Annotated in this window: 16 protein-coding genes; 2 read left to right on the top strand and 14 right to left on the bottom strand. The window is 65.8% G+C overall.

What is annotated here, in order from left to right; translation table 11 throughout:
- Positions 1–45: 45 nt before the first annotated feature.
- From rpmA to ABG82_RS08680, 8 genes are all read right to left on the bottom strand, one after another.
- Positions 46–303, bottom strand: coding sequence for a 50S ribosomal protein L27 (gene rpmA, locus ABG82_RS08715; RefSeq protein WP_005060213.1), 258 nt, complete (start codon positions 301–303; stop codon positions 46–48).
- A gap of 46 nt (positions 304–349) precedes the next feature.
- A complete protein-coding gene (rplU, locus tag ABG82_RS08710) occupies positions 350–661 on the bottom strand; it encodes a 50S ribosomal protein L21 (RefSeq protein WP_043075945.1) in 312 nt (103 codons plus the stop codon).
- Positions 662–871: 210 nt separating this feature from the next.
- Complete coding sequence (locus ABG82_RS08705; RefSeq protein ID WP_078343569.1) at positions 872–3,763, bottom strand: translation initiation factor IF-2 N-terminal domain-containing protein; 2,892 nt, start codon at positions 3,761–3,763, stop codon at positions 872–874.
- Between the two features lie 408 nt (positions 3,764–4,171).
- Positions 4,172–4,582, bottom strand: coding sequence for a nucleoside-diphosphate kinase (gene ndk / locus ABG82_RS08700; RefSeq protein WP_005060204.1), 411 nt, complete (start codon positions 4,580–4,582; stop codon positions 4,172–4,174).
- A 10-nt stretch (positions 4,583–4,592) separates the two neighbouring features.
- Positions 4,593–5,012 carry a DUF4233 domain-containing protein gene (locus ABG82_RS08695; protein ID WP_043075946.1) on the bottom strand — a complete coding sequence of 140 codons (420 nt, stop codon included), beginning with the start codon at positions 5,010–5,012 and terminating at the stop codon, positions 4,593–4,595.
- Positions 5,009–6,445, bottom strand: a complete 1,437-nt coding sequence (gene folC, locus ABG82_RS08690; RefSeq protein WP_043075947.1) for a bifunctional tetrahydrofolate synthase/dihydrofolate synthase — start codon at positions 6,443–6,445, stop codon at positions 5,009–5,011. Before folC ends, ABG82_RS08695 begins: the two co-directional genes overlap by 4 nt.
- Positions 6,442–9,081 (bottom strand): valine--tRNA ligase, encoded by a 2,640-nt coding sequence (locus tag ABG82_RS08685; RefSeq protein WP_043075948.1) that lies wholly within the window; start codon positions 9,079–9,081, stop codon positions 6,442–6,444. Before ABG82_RS08685 ends, folC begins: the two co-directional genes overlap by 4 nt.
- Positions 9,082–9,284: 203 nt before the next feature.
- Entirely contained in the window at positions 9,285–9,899 is a 615-nt protein-coding gene (locus tag ABG82_RS08680; RefSeq protein ID WP_043075949.1) for a DUF937 domain-containing protein, read from the bottom strand.
- A 127-nt stretch (positions 9,900–10,026) separates the two neighbouring features.
- Here ABG82_RS08680 and ABG82_RS08675 point away from each other — a divergent pair, with 127 nt between their 5' ends.
- A complete protein-coding gene (locus tag ABG82_RS08675) occupies positions 10,027–11,181 on the top strand; it encodes an FAD-dependent monooxygenase (protein ID WP_043075950.1) in 1,155 nt (384 codons plus the stop codon).
- 9 nt (positions 11,182–11,190) lie between these two features.
- Positions 11,191–11,886, top strand: a complete 696-nt coding sequence (locus ABG82_RS08670; RefSeq protein WP_043075951.1) for a VOC family protein — start codon at positions 11,191–11,193, stop codon at positions 11,884–11,886.
- A gap of 20 nt (positions 11,887–11,906) precedes the next feature.
- Here ABG82_RS08670 and ABG82_RS08665 read toward each other — a convergent pair whose 3' ends face one another.
- The 6 genes from ABG82_RS08665 to ABG82_RS08640 all read right to left on the bottom strand — a co-directional run bounded on the left by ABG82_RS08665 (position 11,907) and on the right by ABG82_RS08640 (position 18,397).
- On the bottom strand, positions 11,907–13,142 hold the full coding sequence (locus ABG82_RS08665; RefSeq protein ID WP_169918206.1) for a YibE/F family protein: 1,236 nt from the start codon (positions 13,140–13,142) through the stop codon (positions 11,907–11,909).
- Positions 13,143–13,147: 5 nt separating this feature from the next.
- Complete coding sequence (gene mobA / locus ABG82_RS08660; RefSeq protein ID WP_043075952.1) at positions 13,148–13,714, bottom strand: molybdenum cofactor guanylyltransferase; 567 nt, start codon at positions 13,712–13,714, stop codon at positions 13,148–13,150.
- Between the two features lie 89 nt (positions 13,715–13,803).
- Positions 13,804–14,136 carry a transglycosylase family protein gene (locus ABG82_RS08655; RefSeq protein WP_043075953.1) on the bottom strand — a complete coding sequence of 111 codons (333 nt, stop codon included), beginning with the start codon at positions 14,134–14,136 and terminating at the stop codon, positions 13,804–13,806.
- Positions 14,137–14,823: 687 nt separating this feature from the next.
- A complete protein-coding gene (locus ABG82_RS08650) occupies positions 14,824–15,132 on the bottom strand; it encodes a hypothetical protein (protein WP_043075954.1) in 309 nt (102 codons plus the stop codon).
- Positions 15,133–15,332: 200 nt separating this feature from the next.
- Entirely contained in the window at positions 15,333–16,439 is a 1,107-nt protein-coding gene (locus tag ABG82_RS08645; protein WP_043075955.1) for a 2-oxoacid:ferredoxin oxidoreductase subunit beta, read from the bottom strand.
- Complete coding sequence (locus tag ABG82_RS08640) at positions 16,436–18,397, bottom strand: 2-oxoacid:acceptor oxidoreductase subunit alpha (RefSeq protein WP_043075956.1); 1,962 nt, start codon at positions 18,395–18,397, stop codon at positions 16,436–16,438. The genes ABG82_RS08645 and ABG82_RS08640 overlap by 4 nt, the downstream gene beginning before the upstream one ends.
- Positions 18,398–18,419: the final 22 nt, after the last annotated feature.

Genomic DNA, 18,419 nt, shown 5'->3' with positions numbered 1-18,419 from the left:
CTTCAACTGTTCTGTGTTCGGTCAATGCCGAACACAGAACATCAATTAAGCGTCGACCGGGAGGATGTTGACGACCCGGCGACCGCGACGGGCGCCGAATTCCACGGTGCCCGCAGAGGTCGCGAACAGGGTGTCGTCGCCGCCACGGCCGACATTCACGCCGGGGTGGAAGTGGGTGCCGCGCTGGCGCACCAGGATCTCGCCGGCCTTGACGACCTGGCCGCCGAACCGCTTGACGCCGAGGCGCTGCGCGGCGGAATCGCGACCGTTGCGCGAGCTGGACGCGCCCTTCTTGTGTGCCATTAGTGGAGGCTCCCTAGTCTTGTCTGTTCTTTGCCCGAGGGGCTCGTCACTTGATTCCGGTGACCTTGAGCACGGTCAGCCGCTGACGGTGACCCTGCCGCTTGTGGTAGCCGGACTTGTTCTTGAACTTGTGGATGCGGATCTTCGGGCCCTTGGTGTGCTCGACGATCTCGCCGGTCACCGCGACCTTGGCCAACTTGTCGGCTTCGGTGGTGACAGTGGCGCCGTCCACGACCAGGGCAACGGGCAGCTGCACCGAGGAGCCGGGCTCCGAGTCGATCTTCTCGACCTTCACCAGGTCGCCGACGGCAACCTTGTACTGCTTGCCACCGGTCTTGACGATTGCGTAGGTCGCCATCGTTGCGTCTACCTCTGCTCTGCTGTTCGAACGCGCGCAACCAGGTCGGTTGACGCATCTGGATCGTGGGGTGGGCCCGCTTCGTTGATTCACTGGGCCGCATGCCGCGGGCCGGAGGCCTCGCGACAACTGCTCAAGGCTACTTGACCAGCAGCCTAAGGGTCAAACCGGCTCGCGGAGCTGCACAGCCGGCGACCCTCAGGTTGCTGCCTAGTGCTCGACCGGGGGCCCCGCGGCGCGCGCCGCGGACCGTCTGCGCCGGGGCCTGGTGGGCGCCTCAGCAGCCGGTTCGGGTACCACCACCGGCGCCTCGGGCTCAGCAGCGGCAACCTCGGGCTCAGGGAAAGTGACCTCCGGCACGCTTTCGGTGTCCGGTTCCGGCGCGGTATCGCTGTCGGCCGGAGCGGCCCCGGATTCCGCCTCGGGAGCGGCCGGTGTCTCCGCGTTGTCGACGGCCTCGACAATCTCCTCGACCTCGTCGGTCGTGTCATTGTCCAGCACGTCCTCGACTAGCTCGCCGTCTTCGTCATCCTCGGGATGCCCGTTGGCTGCCGCCATCGCCTTGAACATCGGGTGCTCGCCCTGTGGATGTGAGGGCGTGCGCGACACCACGACCTCTTCGGCCTTGCCCTTGCGGGATCGCTTGGCCCGCCGTCCGGTTTCGGCCTTCTTGACTCCTCCGGGCGCGGCACCCGCGTTGTCGACAGGGTCGACGTGCAACACGATCCCCCGGCCCGCGCAATGGCTGCAGGTCGAGGAGAACGCCTCGATCAGGCCCGTGCCCAGCTTCTTGCGGGTCAGCTGCACCAACCCCAGCGAGGTCACCTCGGACACCTGATGGCGGGTGCGGTCGCGGCCCAGCGCTTCGGTGAGACGCCGCAGCACCAGATCGCGGTTGGATTCGAGCACCATGTCGATGAAGTCGATGACCACGATTCCGCCGACATCGCGCAGACGCAGCTGCCGCACGATCTCTTCGGCGGCTTCCAGGTTGTTGCGGGTGACGGTTTCTTCCAGGTTGCCGCCGGCGCCGGTGAATTTTCCGGTGTTGACGTCGACCACCGTCATGGCCTCGGTGCGGTCGATCACCAGGGTGCCGCCCGAGGGCAACCACACCTTGCGATCGAGCGCCTTGGCCAGCTGCTCATCGATGCGGTGCACCGTGAACACGTCCGGCCCCCCGGCGCCCTCATACCGCTCGATTCGCGAAAGCAAATCGGGGGCAACGGTTTTCACATAGTCGTCGATGGTTTCCCAGGCGGCGTCGCCCTCGATGGTGAGCTTGGAGAAGTCCTCGTTGAACAGGTCGCGGACCACCTTGACCAGCACATCGGGCTCTTCGTAGAGAGCCATGGCGGCACCGGACGCCTTGGACGTGAGATCGGTCGCGCTCTGTTCGATGCCCTGCCACTGCTCCTGCAGCCGCTGCACATCGGCGCGAATGTCCTCTTCCCGCACCCCCTCCGAGGCGGTGCGAATGATGACACCGGCGTCCGACGGGACGATGTCGCGCAGGATTTCCTTGAGCCGCTGCCGTTCGGTATCGGGAAGCTTGCGACTGATTCCGGTCGACGAGGCACCCGGCACGTACACCAGATAGCGACCCGCCAGCGAGATCTGTGTGGTGAGCCGGGCTCCCTTGTGGCCCACCGGGTCCTTGCTGACCTGAACCAGCACGTAGTCACCGGACTTGAGAGCCTGCTCGATCTTGCGGTTGGAACCGCCCAGACCCGCGGCGTCCCAGTTGACCTCACCGGCGTACAGCACACCGTTGCGACCACGGCCGATGTCAACGAAGGCCGCCTCCATGGAGGGCAGCACGTTCTGCACGACACCGAGGTAGATGTTGCCCACCAAGGAAGCCGACGCGGCCGATGTCACGAAGTGCTCGACCAGCACCCCGTCCTCGAGGACGGCGATCTGCGTGTAGCGGGCACCCTCATGCGGTGACTCCGTGCGGGTCTTGTCCCGCACCACCATCACCCGGTCAACTGCCTCGCGCCGGGCCAGGAACTCCGCCTCGGTGAGGATCGGGGGACGGCGCCGTCCGGCGTCGCGTCCGTCACGGCGGCGCTGACGCTTGGCCTCCAGGCGCGTGGACCCGGAAATGCCCTGAATCTCGTCGCCTCGCTCGGCGCGCGGCTTGCGCTCGTGCACAACAGTATTCGGCGGATCGTCATCCGACGGGCCATCGCCATCGTCACCGCTTCCGGCCTTGCGACGGCGCCGACGGCGCCGACGGCGGCTGGCGCCCTCGGGTGTGTCACCGTCCTCGGCATTCGACTCGTCGCCCTCGGCGGCCGACGAATCACCCTCGGCGCTCTCGGCAGCTTCGTCACCCTCGGTGGCGTCGCCATTCTCGGCGGCGTCGTCACCGGATTCTTCTGCGCCTTCGCCACCGGCCTGCTCGCCACGGCCACGGCCACGGCCACGGCGTCCCCGCCGTCTCCGGCGTGCGGGGCGATCGCCGTCGCCCTCACCGTCGGCGTCCGCGTCGGAATCGTCGCCCTCACCGGCGTCCTCATCCACGTCCTCGGCCTTCTCGGCACGGACGGGCGCGGGGCGTTCCTGTGGTTCGGGGGCCTGCGGCGCCACGAACAGCGGACCGTAGTCGTAGGCGGTGGGGCTGGGCGCGGCCGGCGCCGGCACCGCCGCGGCCTCGATCGCCGTCGCCTCAGCGATCAGGATCGGTGTGGTCGGCGGATTGTCTGGGTCCTCGGCCGGTCCGGCCGTGACGGCGGGCGCTTCCTCGGTGGCAACCGGGGCCGGGGGCTCGGCAGCAACCGGGGCTGCCGGGGTCTCGGCGACTACAGGTGCCTGCTCGGCGGCCTCGGCCTCGTTGGCCAGTGCCTCGCGAACCTTCGCCGCGTCCTGCTTGTCCACATTCGAGTGCGGGCTGCGGGCGCGGCCGTCCAGCTTGGACAGCGCGTCGAGCACGCGGCGTGTGGAGGTGCCGAGTACGCGTGCGAGGGAATGCACCCTCAGCTTCTCGGGTAGTTCGCCCTGCTCAGCAGGGGCTGGCGGGGTGTCCGGCGCTAGCGCGGCGGGTTCCCCTTCTGGAGCGCTGGTGTGTAGGTCTTCTGGTAGCTCATAGTCGGCCACTTATTCTCCTCAAGCCCCCGGGCGCGTCGTCAGACGCGGCCACGCGAGGGCTTTCTCTCTATGTACCCGGGCTAGGTCCGGGTTTGTGGTGGTCTCGCTCCGAGCGATCCGTAGCTGCGAAACCGCAGTTCCGAACCCACCCGGTGCCTGGCTGGAATGATGGCTTGACGTGCTGCAATGGTGATCGCGCTCGCCGTGTCGTCATTCGGGTCGGTGGCTGGCCGGTTGTGGCCGCATGTGCCGTGACCCACATTCAGTATCCCATACGAATCAGGTAGCGGGGACCAAGACACAAACCCGCCCTATCAGGGGGCCCACATATGTAATCGAGTGTGCGGTTTACGTCGAAATTCCGGGAGGAACCGACGCAAACCGCACACTCGTGGGTTTCAGATCAGGTCGATTGGGTCAGAGCGCGGGGAACCAGAGCGCGATCTCGCGGGCCGCCGACTCGGGCGAATCCGAGCCGTGCACCAGGTTCTCCTGGGTCTCCAGCGCGAAGTCGCCGCGGATGCTGCCGGTAGCGGCCTTCTCCACCGGATCGGTGCCACCGGCGATCTGGCGGAACGCGGCGATGGCACGCGGGCCTTCCAGCACCGCCGCCACCAGCGGACCCGAGGTGATGAATTCGAGCAGCGAGCCGAAGAACGGCTTCTCTGCGTGCTCCGCGTAGTGGGCCCGGGCCGTCGCGTCATCGACGTTCTTCAGCTCGAGCGCGGCCAGTGTCAGGCCCTTGCGCTCGATGCGATTCAACACCTCACCCACAAGTCCGCGTCGCACACCATCGGGCTTGATCAAAACCAGAGTCCGCTCAGTCACGGGCGACAGCCTACTGGTCGGTAGCGCGGCCCCGCTGACCCGGCAGCTCCCCACGGCTCTGACGGTCACGGACCTGGTTGCGCATGTACCAGATGAGCAACCAGACGCCGAGGAACAGCAGACCCACAAAGCCGATCGCGGCGTTGATGAAGAACCCCGCGACGAGAACCAGCTGCAGTGCCAGATTGGCCTGCAGCGCCCAGGGCCGGCCCTGCATGCCGCACAGCAGGACCATCAGGACGACGACGCCGATGAGGAATGTCAGCGAGAGCGGGGAGAGCCCGCCGCCCACCATCTTCACCACCGGGATGGCCAGCAGCACCACGATCGTCTCGAGGATGAGCGTGCCCGCCATGACGCCGCGGAAACTCCGCCACGGATCCGGTGGAGCCGCGGCGCCGGGTTCGATTCCATCCTCGGCGTTGCTCACTGCGGGTCCTTTCCGAACAGGGTCCGTGCGGCGCCCGCGGTCACGACCGATCCGGTGATGACGATGCCGGTACCGGCGAACCCCTCCGCTCCCCCGTCCTCGGCGGCCTCCTCCACCATCGCGGTAGCGGTCTCGATGGCGTCGAGCAGGGTGGGCGCCACCACGACGCGATCCTCTCCGAACAGCTCGAGAGCGATACCCGCCAGCGCGTCGGTCTCCATGGCACGGGGAGAACCGTTGTGTGTCACCACGATCTCGTCGAATGCCGGCTCAAGCGCGGCGAGGATGCCGGCGACGTCCTTATCGCCCATCACGCTGATGACCCCGACCAGACGCCGGAAATCGAACTCCGACTGCAAGGTCTCGGCCAGCGCGGCGGCGCCGTGTGGATTGTGTGCGGCGTCCAGGAAAACCGCGGGCGCGCTACGCACCCGCTCCAGACGCCCGGGGACGATCACCGAGGCGAATCCAGCGCGTATCGCCTCGATGTCGAGCTGACGGTCGGCGCCTGCCCCGAAAAACGCCTCGACCGCGGCGAGCGCCACCGCCGCGTTGTGCGCCTGATGCTCACCGTGCAGCGGCAGGAAGATCTCCGAGTACACCCCGCCCAGGCCCTGTAATTCCACGAGTTGGCCGCCGACGGCGACCTGCCGGGACAGCACCGCGAACTCCGAGCCCTCGCGCGCGACGGCCGCGTCGGCTTCCACCGTTTGGCGCAGCACCACCTCCATGGCTTCGGGGGCCTGCTGGGCGATAACGGCAACCGTATCGGGACCGGCCTCACCGGTCATCGCATCGGGCTTGTGCCGCTTGATGATTCCGGCCTTCTCGTTGGCGATTGAGGCTAGGTCCGGCCCGAGGAACTCCACGTGGTCGATGCCGATGGGGGTGATGACGGCAACCGGGGCGTCGACGATGTTGGTGGCGTCCCAGCGTCCACCGAGCCCGACCTCCACCACCGCGATGTCGACGGGCGCATCCGCGAACGCGACGAAGGCCATGGCGACAAGCACTTCGAACTTGCTCATCGCCGGACCGCCCTGCTCCTGCGATTGCTTGTCCACCAGCTCGACGAACGGTTCGATCTCGGAATAGATCTCCACGTACTTCGCCGGTGAGATCGGTTGTCCGTCAATGGCAATCCGCTCAACAGCGGATTGCAGATGCGGGCTGGTGGTGCGACCGGTACGCCGGTGCAGTGCCGTCAACAACGCGTCTATCATCCGCGTCACCGAGGTCTTGCCGTTGGTACCCGCGACGTGGATGCACGGATACGCACGCTGGGGCGAGCCCAGCAGTTCCATCAACGCCACGATGCGGTCGGTCGACGGTTCGATCTTGGTTTCGGGCCAGCGTTGATCGAGCAGATACTCGATCTGCAGCAGTGCCGCGATCTCGTCGGGCGAAGGCTCCGAACTCAGCGGCTCGCTCACACCAGCCCCGCCAGCCGCGCCGTGATCCGCTCGACCTCTTCGGTGGCCACCTGCTGACGGGCCCGGATCTTCTCCACGACCGCATCCGGCGCCTTGGCCAGAAACGCGTCATTGCCCAGTTTGCTTGTGGTTCCTTCGAGTTCCTTGCGCGCGGCGGCAAGATCCTTCTCCAGCCGTCGGCGTTCAGCCTCGACGTCCACGGTGCCCGAGGTGTCGACCTCAACGGTCACGGTGGCACCGGTCAACCGGACCTCCACCGAAGCGGTGGGACTGAAGCCGTCCTCTGCCGGGGTCAACCAGGCCAGTGACGTCACGGCGGCGAGCTGGCCGTCCAGCCCCGCCTCGGTGACACCCGAGAGCCTGGCCGCGACCTTCTGCCGGTCGCCCAGACCCTGGTCGCTACGGAATCTGCGGACCTCGGTAACCAGCTTCTGCATATCGGCAATGCGCTGTGCAGCAGTGCCATCCAGCTCAATACCCGATCCGGCCGGCCAGGCAGCGATCACCACCGACTCCTGGCCGGTAACCGACTTCCACAACACCTCGGTGACGAACGGGATCACCGGATGCAGCAACCGCAGCACGGTGTCCAGCACGGTGGCCAGCACAATGCGGGTGCTCTCGGCGCGGTCGGCCATTTGCACCTTGGCCAATTCCAGGTACCAGTCACAGAACTCGTCCCAGGCGAAGTGGTACAGCGCCTCGCAGGCCACACTGAATTCGTACCGGTCGAACGCGCCATCCACCTCGGCCCGCACCTGTTCGAGCCGGCCCAGAATCCATCGGTCGGCGTCGGTGAGTTCGGCGGCGTCGGGCAGCTCGCCCAGCGCGGCACCGTTCATCAACGCGAATCGGGTGGCGTTGAACAGCTTTGTGGTGAAGTTGCGCGAGGCACGGGCCGCGTCCTCGCCGATGGACAGGTCGCCACCGGGGCTGGCTCCGCGCGCCAGGGTGAAGCGCAGCGCGTCGGCGCCGAACATCTCCACCCAGTCCAGCGGGTCGATGCCGTTGCCCTTGGACTTACTCATCTTCTGGCCGAACTGATCGCGGATCAGGCCGTGCAGGAAGACGTTGTCGAAGGGCACCTTGCCGCCATGCAGCGCGGGGTCGTCGGCCACGAAGGTACCGAACATCATCATCCGCGCCACCCAGAAGAAGATGATGTCGTATCCGGTGACGAGAACGCTTGTGGGATAGAACTTCTCCAACTCCGGCGTGGCTTCGGGCCACCCCATGGTGGAGAACGGCCAGAGTGCCGAGGAGAACCAGGTGTCGAGCACGTCGGGGTCCTGCTCGTAGCCCTCGGGGGCGGTCTCGTCGGGTCCCAGACACACGATCTCGCCGTCGGGGCCGTGCCAGATGGGGATGCGGTGGCCCCACCACAGCTGACGAGAGATGCACCAGTCGTGCATGTCGTCAACCCAGGCGAACCAGCGCGGCTCCAGGCTGGCCGGGTGAATCACGGTGTCACGGTTGCGGACCGCGTCGCCGGCGGCCTTGGCCAGCGACTCGACCTTGACCCACCACTGCAGGGACAGGCGCGGCTCGATGGGTTCACCCGAGCGTTCGGAGTGCCCGACGCTGTGCAGGTAGGGGCGCTTCTCGGCAACGATGCGGCCCTGCTCGGCCAGCGCCTCACGCACCTTGACCCGCGCCTCGAATCGGTCCATGCCGTCGAATTGCGTTCCGCTGTCACAGATCCGGCCGTGAATGTCCATGATGGTCGGCATCGGCAGGTTGTGCCGTAGCCCGATCTCGAAGTCATTCGGGTCGTGGGCGGGCGTGACCTTGACTGCGCCGGTACCGAATTCCGGATCGACATGGTTGTCGGCCACGATCGGGATGCTGCGGTCCTGGAACGGATGCGGAAGCTCGGTACCGACGAGATGCCGGTAGCGCTCGTCATCGGGATGCACCGCGATCGCGGTGTCACCCAGCATCGTCTCCAGACGAGTGGTCGCCACCACCAGGTGCGGCTCGCTGTCGTCGAGAGAGCCGTACCGGAACGAGACCAGCTCGCCCTCGACCTCGTCGTACTTGACCTCTAGGTCCGATATCGCGGTCTTCAGCTCGGGTGACCAGTTGACCAGCCGTTCCGCGCGGTAGATCAGTCCAGCGTCGAAGAGCTTCTTGAAGATGGTGCGCACCGCGCGGGACAGGCCCTCGTCCATGGTGAACCGGTCGCGGCTCCAGTCCACACCGTCACCGAGACGACGCATCTGCCCGCCGATGGTGCCGCCGGACTCGCGCTTCCAGTCCCACACCTTCTCGATGAACAGCTCGCGGCCGAAGTCCTCTTTGGTCTTGCCATCGGCGGCCAGCTGCTTTTCCACCACGCTCTGGGTGGCGATGCCGGCGTGGTCCATGCCGGGCAGCCACAGCACCTCGTAGCCCTGCATGCGTTTGCGGCGGGTGAGCGCGTCCATGAGGGTGTGGTCGAGCGCATGGCCCATGTGCAGGCTGCCCGTCACGTTCGGGGGCGGGAGCACGATCGAGTAGCCAGGCTTGTCGCTGGACGGGTCGGCGGTGAAATATCCGGCGTCCACCCAGCCCTGATAGAGATCCGCCTCTACCGCTCCCGGATCCCATGAGGTGGGCAGGGAGCTGGCGGCGTTCGTATCAGGGCTTTGGGTCACCCATCAGATTCTAGGGTTGCCGGTCCAGTCCGATTTTCACGGGCATTTGGGGCGATCGGCACCGCTTACGCATCGAGCGCGAGCCTGGCGCGGATTTCGGGGCCGATTTCCGCGTCACGCTCGCACTCGATGGAGGTGGGACGCCATATGACGGAACGACCCGGGCCCTGGGGCGCCGGGTCGTTCCGATTGAGATTGCGTGGCTACTTCTTGCCGCCGAGCAGTCCGCCGAGGATGCTGCCGAGAGCGTCGCTGCCGCCCTTGCTGCCGAGCACGCTGCCCAGGATGCTGCCGAGCGGGTTGTTTCCACCCGAGGACGCACCGCCGCCGACGGCGCTGCCCAGGATGTTGCCGAGGATGTCGCCGATGCCGCCACCGCTGGCCGCGGGCGCCTCTGCGGGCGCGGCCGCCGCGCCGCCGCCGGTGAGCTTCTTGGCGACGAACGCCAGCACGATCGGGGTCAGGATCGGCAGCAGCTGCTTGATGAGGTCGCTGTTACCGGCGCCGGCACCGGCCAGCTTGGCGGCGACATCGTCCGCGTTGTTGTCGCCGAACAGCGAAGCTACTACCGCGTTGCCCGCGTGCTGATCGACGTCCTCGACGTTGACGCCGCCGTCGAGGAGGGTGCTCGGTGCGTTGTTGACATTGGCCTGCAGATCGGCAGCCTTGTCGGGATCGTCGGCGTTGGCCTGCAGTCCGCCCACCAGCAGCGGGACCACGGACTTGATCGCCTTGTCGGCCGTCTCGTTGTCGACCCCGAGCTTCGCTGCGATCTGTTCGGTGGGGATCTCGTTGAGCAGCTCGTCGAGTGTGGCCATGGGTCTCCTCCTAGATATCTGGGGTTTGGTGAACCTTAGCCAAGCAGATCAGCCCCGAGTGAACGAATGCCGAACATCACAACCCCAGACCCTTTACCGCTGTGGGGTCCACCCATAACGTCAAGCTATGAGCGACCACATCGCCGTGGTTGGCGCCGGGATTGCCGGTCTTGCCACCGCAGTCGCGATACAGCAGTCCGGACGTGACGTCGTGGTTCTCGACGACCGTGACGGCGCCTCAACCGGTTACGCAATCACATTGTGGCCCAATGCATTAGCGGCATGCGACGCCCTCGGCGTCGGTGATGAAGTACGCGCCGCGAGCGCGCGGGTCGAGGCCGGAACCATGCGCTGGCACGACGGGCGAGTTCTGCGAGAACCCCCGAGTGGGCAGTTCACCGAGGCCGTCGGCGAGCCCGTTGCGGTCACCGACCGCAATCAACTCCTGGCGATTCTGGCCGATCGACTGGCACCGGGAACCGTCCGCTACGGCGCACGGGTGAGCAACGTTCGGGACGGTCTGCACGGGACCTCTGTCGAGCTGGCCGACGGGCAATCGCTCACCGCCGCCGCGGTCATCGGCGCCGACGGGGTCGGATCCCTCGTGGCGCAGTATCTCAACGGGCCGCTGGCGTTCCGGTACGCCGGCTACACGGCCTGGCGCGGCATAGCCGATGTCCCCATTCCGGACGAGCTGGCCGGCCTCACCGTGGGACCGGGTGTCGAGTTCGGGCACCTCCCCCTTTCCGGTGGACGCACCTACTGGTTTGCCGCCGAACGATCCATGGAAGCCCAACGCGCCCATGATGGCGAAATCGAGTACTTGGCAAAGAAATTCGGGGAATGGGCCGACCCCATCCCCCGCCTGCTCAGTCAGAGCAGAGAGTCCTCAGTGCTGCGCGGCGACATCTACGACCGCGGCCGCCTGCGACGAGTCACCGGCGGGCGGGTTGTACTGGTGGGCGATGCGGCACATCCCATGCGGCCGCATCTGGGCCAGGGCGGCTGTCAATCACTGGAGGACGCCGTGGTGCTCAGCGCCGCGGTGTCCGAACGTTCCTCTCTGCCAAGCGCTTTCCGCGAGTACGCGCGGCGGCGAAAGTCACGGACCCGCACCGTGGTCAACCGGAGCCGTCAGATCGGCAACGCGACCTTCGCCCGGCCCGCGGCATTGGGCGGACTGCTCACCCGGGCCTCCGCCCGCATACCGGCGGCGGTGTTCTGGCGGCAGTTGCGCAACATCGCCGGGTATAACGCCAGCGATCTCACGGTCCACCCCTAGGATTTCCCTGTGTCTGACCTCGGGCCCAACCCCACAGCCAGTGCCAGCCTCAAGGATTTCTGCATCGACGCGACGATGCCGGTGCCCGTCGCCAAGTTCTGGGCCGCGGCCATCGGCGGCGAGGTCGACGTCGATGAGGCCGGCGAGGCCTTCATCCGGCGCGGCAAGGCCGTCGATATCTGGGTCAACCGGGTGCCGGAGCCCAAGAGCGTCAAGAATCGGGTGCATTTCGATGTCTACACCCGCGCCGTGGCCGACCTCGTCGCATTGGGCGGGACGCTGTTAGAAGAGCACGAACCGGACCGAGTGGTGATGGCTGACGTCGAGGGCAACGAGTTCTGCGCGTTCCTCGACCCGGATCTCGAAAGCGATACGCCCGCAAGCCTGTTCGCAGTGTGTACCGATAGCGATAAGCCCGTCGAGATCGCCCGGTGGTGGCACGGTCTCGTGGGTGGCACGCTCACCCCCGGCCCCGACGGGACGTTGCGCTGGTTGCGCGGCGGCGCCGGTTGGGACGATCTGATCTGGAAGTTCGTCCGGGTTGCCGACGAGCGGGTGGTGAAGAACCGCTGGCATTGGGACGTGCGTGCCGACGCCGCCGAACTGGTGCATGACGGCGCCCGGGCACTGCGCGGGCCCGACACGGACATCCGCTGGACCGTGCTGACCGACCCGGACGGCAACGAGTTCTGCGCTTTCGGTTAGGCCGCCTTGCCCGCCTTCGGTTAGGCCGCCTTGCCCGGCGTCGCCAACGCCGCCGCGATGGCTGTCGTCAAGGGAACCGACAGCACCAGCGCGATACCGCCTACCGCGGACCGGGCGATCTCGATCGCCACCCCCTCGCTGGTCAACACGTCCCCCAGGGAGCGATTGGCGACACTGAACAGCAGCATGAGCGGTAGCGAGTTACCGGCGTACGCCAACACCAGCGTGTAGACGGTGCTCGCGATGTGATCGCGCCCCACCCGCATCGCTCCCAGGAATACATCCCTGCGGCTGGAGCCGTCGCCCAGCTCTGCCAATTCGTAGACCGTCGACGCCTGGGTGACCGTGACGTCGTTGAGCACACCGAGCGAGCCGATGATGAAACCGGCGAGCAACAGCCCGGAGATCGAGACCCCACCCATGTATGCGGCGACTTCGTTGTTCTGTTCATCGGACAACCCGGTCAGATGGGTCAATCCGATGACACCCCAAGACAGCCCGGCCGCAAGCAACATCGCCGTGAGGGTGCCCAGTAGGGCCGCACTGGTACGCATGCTCACGCCGTGCGCCAGATAGATGACCACAAAGAGGATCGTGGCCGACGCGACCAGTGCCAGCGGTAGTGCCGGACCACCGTCACGCAGAGCCGGTAGCAGGAAAACGGCAAGTACCAGGAAGGCGACCAGGATGCCCACCAAGGCGCGCAACCCACGCCAGCGCGCCACCAGGCAGATGACTATCGCGAAGGCCGCGGCAACGGCGACCAACGGCCAGGTGCGTTCATAATCGTAGAAGCTGTAACTGGTCGCACCCTGCGCGTCGACCTGCCGGGTAATCCGGATGTGTTCTCCGGCAGCAAGACTCGGTTGTCCACCCCCGACGGTGAATTCCAGCTGAGTCTTGGCACCGGAGTTCGGGCCAGAGGTGATGGCGATCAGGTCGAGTGCACATGTCGATTCCGGCGTCTGCCCGGCCGCGGGGTCGGCGGTGAGCACCTGTCCTGTTGACGTGCTGCCGCATTCCCCGAGGCGCGTGGACAGCACCGTGCCCGATTCGGTGGTTACCGCACCGCCGTGGGCATTCTGATACGGCAGCGGGATGTCCACTGTGCGATGCTCCGGCCACAAGGCCACCAACCCGACGAGAACCGCGATACCCATCGCGGCGAGCAAGCCCACCACGATCCGGGCAGCAGTGGAACCGAAGGGCGCCGGACCCGTCGGCATCGCGTGGGAATGGGTATGTGAATGCGACACGACTGTCAGGGTAGAGGTGGCAACGTGGCCAGGTCCGCCGCTGTGTTCACGTTCACGATCCATCTCGGATCGGAAATCGAAATTCGTTGGGCACCAACGCGCTCGATGAGTGCGCCGAGCCTGCGTTCGCCGGCCGAAGCCAATTCATCAACGGTGTCGCATAGGCCTACGTCATAGACGGCGGCTAGGTAGTGATCCCGGCCTGCGGCGGTGGCCAGGACAATGCGATCCTGACCGGCCTCCAGCTCATCGATGAGGGCCGGGGCAACCAGGGGCATATCGACGGCGCACACGAAGGCGCGACCAGCCCCCCTCTCTGCCGCGGCCCGCAGACCCTGCCCCAGCGCCACCAACGGGCCCTGCCCGGGCTCCGGGTCGTCGATCACGATGGCTTCCATATCCGCAAGGTCCTGACCGTGGGCCCGCACCACGATCACCGGCGCGCAGCGCGCGCTAACCGTCTCCACGATGCGCCCCGCCAGAGTCTGCCCACCCCAGCGGATGGACGCCTTGTCACGCCCCATGCGGCGAGACGCCCCGCCGGTCAGCACCACCGCCGCGAGTCGGGTCATGGAAGCACGGTACGCACAAACGCCAACACGCCACCACGAAGCGGGTATCCGCTCGTGGTGGCGTGTTGGGGGGTTCTGTGTTCTTGGGCTTAGCCGCGCCGTCCGCAGACGGGCCATGCGCCGATCCCCTGGCGGGACAGCACGTTCTCGGCAACCCGGATCTGCTCCTCGCGCGAGGCAAGGTGCGGGGAGCCGGAGCCGCCGTTGGCACGCCAGGTCCCCAGGTTGAACTGCAGACCGCCGTAGTAGCCGTTTCCGGTGTTGATCCCCCAGTTGCCACCGGACTCGCACGCGGCGATGGCATCCCAGTTGACCGGATCCGCACTCGCTGTTCCAGCCAGTGCCATCGGAGCCGCGACAAGCGCAGGGGCCATGGCCCAAAGGACGGCGCGGGTGGTGAGCGTTTTGCGGATGTACTTCATGTCTTTCCTCTCGCCGGGCACGCACCGACCACTACCCGCGTGCGGATTACCGCCGCGGGCTCTGGCACGCCTCCACAGAGGCGGACATCTTCGTCGGATCGCGCCGTCTCGGTCGGGCGCGACAAGGGAGGCGGCTGCGGCCTCACCGGCTCGTGGTGGCCGGCGGCCAGCGACCGCCAGGCGGCGTTACTGGCCCCATTTACACACAGGGTTCACGGTTCGGAGTTTTGCTCCGATTTGTTGACGATCGGACCGTACGGAACGATTCGGCGAAAGTCACTTCACGACACGCGGATACCAAACCAATAACGAAACAATTACAGACCCAATTTTTAGCGACTAACCCCAGGTCGCTTAGGAAATTCTCAGGTTCTCTTAGAGTCGCTCCCACCTGGTATTAGTGAGCCAGATCACGCAGAATTTGTGAGCCGGACCACGAATGTGGCAAATCACTCAAACCACATTAGGAACTTCAACAACATACGGCGTGGCGAATTGACAATTTCACTACATTAACTCCTTTATCAGGAGTAACACTATTTGCCATTTACCAATTGCGACACAGTTTTTACATAAAACAATGCGGCCACGTCCGACATCTTCGGGCACTCCCGGGAAAGTCACTGGCACGCAAGGTATTCCGCTGCTAGGCAGCGTCGACGGTCGGAGTTGTGCTGCGCTGGCGGGTCAGCAGCGCAGCGCGACGACGGCGATCTTACGCTGAGTGACCGGAACGGTGGTCGGATAGTTCTGCGCGTCGCGCCCCGCACCCACATCCGTCACCGGGGACTGCTTTTCCACCGACGTGACCGTGCACTTGCTCAAATCGCCGGTCCCGCTCTTGGTGATGATCACCCGGTAGCCGTTGGCCTTCAGCTCATTGATGACGTCATTGGCGTTACCTCCGCCAGGAGCCGCCGCCGCGACGACCGCACCACCCAGCCAGGCCCCGACAGCCGTCACTGCTGCCACTACCGCAACCAGCGACTGTCTCACGGCCTTCTCACCTCACATCTCGGGCATGAAGGTTGAGTTCGCGCACCGGCCGCGGCCAGCCCAGAACATCAACGTCATTGCATCTTACGAGAGCAGCGGCATTTCGCGCGCCAAGAGAGGGCCAGGCACACCGAGTGCCGGGCAGACAGGAACCCAAAGTAGGTGCTACCGACGCCATTTCCCCGGTAGCACGCACCTACCTAGCCGACGGTCCAGGTGTCGCGACCGGTCAGAAGCGCCTGCAACGCGGCGGTATCACTCGGCTTGGCCGCGGCTGCCGCGGTCAGCTGCTCGCGCGCCTGATCGTCGTAGGTCGGCCGCTGGACGCTACGGAAGACACCCATCACGGTGTGCTCCAGGTCCTGCTCCGACAGCCGAGACAGCGCGAATGCGTAAGCCGGATCATCCGAATGCGCGTCGTGCACCACGATGTCCTCCGCCTTCACGTCGGCAGTCTTGGCCACTTCGAGGCCGAAACCCGAACGGATGACGCAGAGTTCACCTTCGGCACCAAACGTGATCGGCTCACCGTGGCGCACGTTGATGACGCGCTGCTCGGCGCCCTCCTTGCGCAGCAGGTCGAATGACCCGTCGTTGAAGATCGGGCAGTCCTGCAGAATCTCGACCAGGGCGGCGCCGCGATGCGCGGCCGCCGCACGCAGCACCTCGGACAGGCCCTTCTTGTCCGAGTCCAACGCCCGCCCAACGAAAGTCGCCTCGGCGCCCAGCGCCAGCGAGACCGGGTTGAACGGATAGTCCAGCGAACCCATCGGCGTCGACTTGGTGACCTTGCCGGTCTCCGAGGTCGGCGAGTACTGGCCCTTGGTGAGGCCGTAGATCCTGTTGTTGAACAACAGAATTGTCAGGTTCACGTTGCGGCGCAGAGTGTGGATCAGGTGGTTACCGCCGATGGACAGCGCGTCGCCGTCACCGGTCACCACCCACACCGACAGGTCCTCACGCGCCAGCGCTAAACCGGTCGCGATGGCAGGAGCGCGCCCGTGAATCGAGTGCATGCCGTAGGTGTCCAGGTAGTACGGGAATCGGCTGGAGCAGCCGATACCGCTGATGAACACGATGTTCTCGCGCTTAAGGCCAAGCTCAGGCAGGAAGCCGCGGATGGTGTTGAGGATGACGTAGTCACCACATCCGGGGCACCAGCGCACCTCCTGATCGGAGGTGAAGTCCTTCGCCTTCTGCTCCACATCGGTGGTCGGCACCAGAGCATTGGCGGTCAGGCCGAGATCCAGTCCGTTCAGGCTGCCGGTTCCGTTCGCGGTGCTGGCTTCGTTCAACAAGTCGGTCATGCTCGATCCCCTACGGCCACCGCGGATTCACGCGCGAGAACAGCCTTCTGACTTTCCTTTTCGGCGAGCGACCCATCCAGGGCCGCATCGATGATTCCTTCAACCTCGTCAGCGAGGAAGGCCATGCCCTGCACCTTCGTCACCGACTGGACATCCACCAGGTACTTGCCGCGCAGCAGCAGCGACAGCTGTCCAAGATTCATCTCGGGCAGAACGACCTTCGGGTACTTGCGCAGTACCTCACCGAGGTTCTGCGGGAAAGGATTGAGATGTCGCAGATGAGCATGCGCCACCTTCAGCCCCTTGCGACGGGCACGCCGGCAGGCCTCACCGATGGGTCCGTACGAGCTGCCCCAGCCGATCATGAGCAGCCCCGCGTCACCGGTCGGATCGTCAACCTCTAAGTCCGGCACCGTGATTCCGTCGATCTTGAGCTGGCGCAAGCGCACCATCAGATCGTGGTTGGCCGGGTCATAGGAGATGTTGCCCGAGCCGTTCGCCTTCTCCAGGCCGCCGATGCGGTGCTCAAGGCCGGGGGTTCCGGGGACGGCAAACTGGCGGGCCAGCGTCTCCGGGTCGCGGTTGTAGGGCGCGAAGTCCTGGTCGGGTGAGGCGAAGGTGTGCTCGATCGGCGGATAGCTCGCGATGTCCGGGATGGCCCACGGCTCAGAGCCGTTGGCAATCGCTCCGTCGGACAGGATCATCACCGGGGTCCGGTAGGTGAGCGCAATCCGCACCGCCTCCACGGCGATGTCGAAGCAGTCCGAGGGCGAACGCGGCGCAAGTACCGCAATGGGCGACTCGCCGTTGCGGCCGTAGAGGGCCTGCAGCAGGTCGGCTTGCTCGGTTTTGGTGGGTAGGCCTGTCGACGGTCCGCCACGCTGCACATCGATCACCAGCAGCGGCAGTTCCGTCATCACCGCCAGACCCACCGCCTCGCTCTTGAGCGCCACACCGGGGCCGGAGGTGCTGGTGACGCCGAGCGCGCCACCGAACGAAGCACCCAGGGCCGCACCGATTCCGGCGATCTCGTCCTCGGCCTGGAAGGTCAGCACGCCAAAGTTCTTGAGCTTGCTCAGCTCGTGCAGGATGTCCGAGGCCGGGGTGATCGGGTAGGTACCGAGCACCACCTGAGTCTTTGCAAGCTGCCCCGCGGCGACGACGCCATAGGCCAGCGCCGTGTTGCCCGAGACCTGCCGGTACTCGCCGGCGGGCAGCGATGCCTTGGCCACCTCGTAGGTGGTTCCGAAGGCCTCGGTGGTTTCGCCGTAGTTCCAGCCCGCCCGGAAGGCCAGAATGTTGGCCTCTGCCACGTCGGGCTTCTTCGCGAACTTCTCACGCAAGAACTGCTCGGTGCCCTCCAGCGGGCGGTGGTACATCCAGGACAGCAGGCCCAGCGCGAACATGTTCTTGGTGCGCGCGCCGTCCTTCTTGGAAACGCCGGCGGGTTCGACGGCACCAAGCGCCAAGGTGGTCATCGGAACCTGATAGACCACGTAGTCGGACATGTCATCGTGCTCCAGCGGATCGGACTGGTAGCCGACCTTGGCCAGGTTGCGCTTGGTGAACTCGTCGGAGTTGGCGATCACCATGCCGCCACGTGGCAGATCGCCGATGTTGGCCTTGAGTGCCGCCGGGTTCATCGCCACCAGCACGTCGGGCCGGTCGCCCGCGGTGAGGATGTCGTAGTCGGCAATCTGGATCTGGAAGGACGAAACACCGGGGAGTGTGCCCTGAGGGGCCCGGATCTCGGCGGGATAGTTCGGCTGGGTTGCCAGGTCGTTGCCGAAGATCGCGGCTTCGGAGGTAAATCGGTCTCCGGTGAGCTGCATTCCGTCGCCAGAGTCTCCAGCAAACCGGATAACGACTTTTTCCAGCTTCTCCGATACGGCTCCGTCGCCCACCGGTGACCTACCTTTCACGACGAACTCTGGCGGTGACGGTACGTACGCCACCATTCAGCAGAGTTTTCTGTCACTC

This window comes from Mycobacteroides immunogenum (assembly GCF_001605725.1).
GTDB classification, from domain to species: domain Bacteria; phylum Actinomycetota; class Actinomycetes; order Mycobacteriales; family Mycobacteriaceae; genus Mycobacterium; species Mycobacterium immunogenum.
Note: the sequence above shows the minus strand (reverse complement) of the source record. Positions and strands in the feature narration are given on the sequence as shown.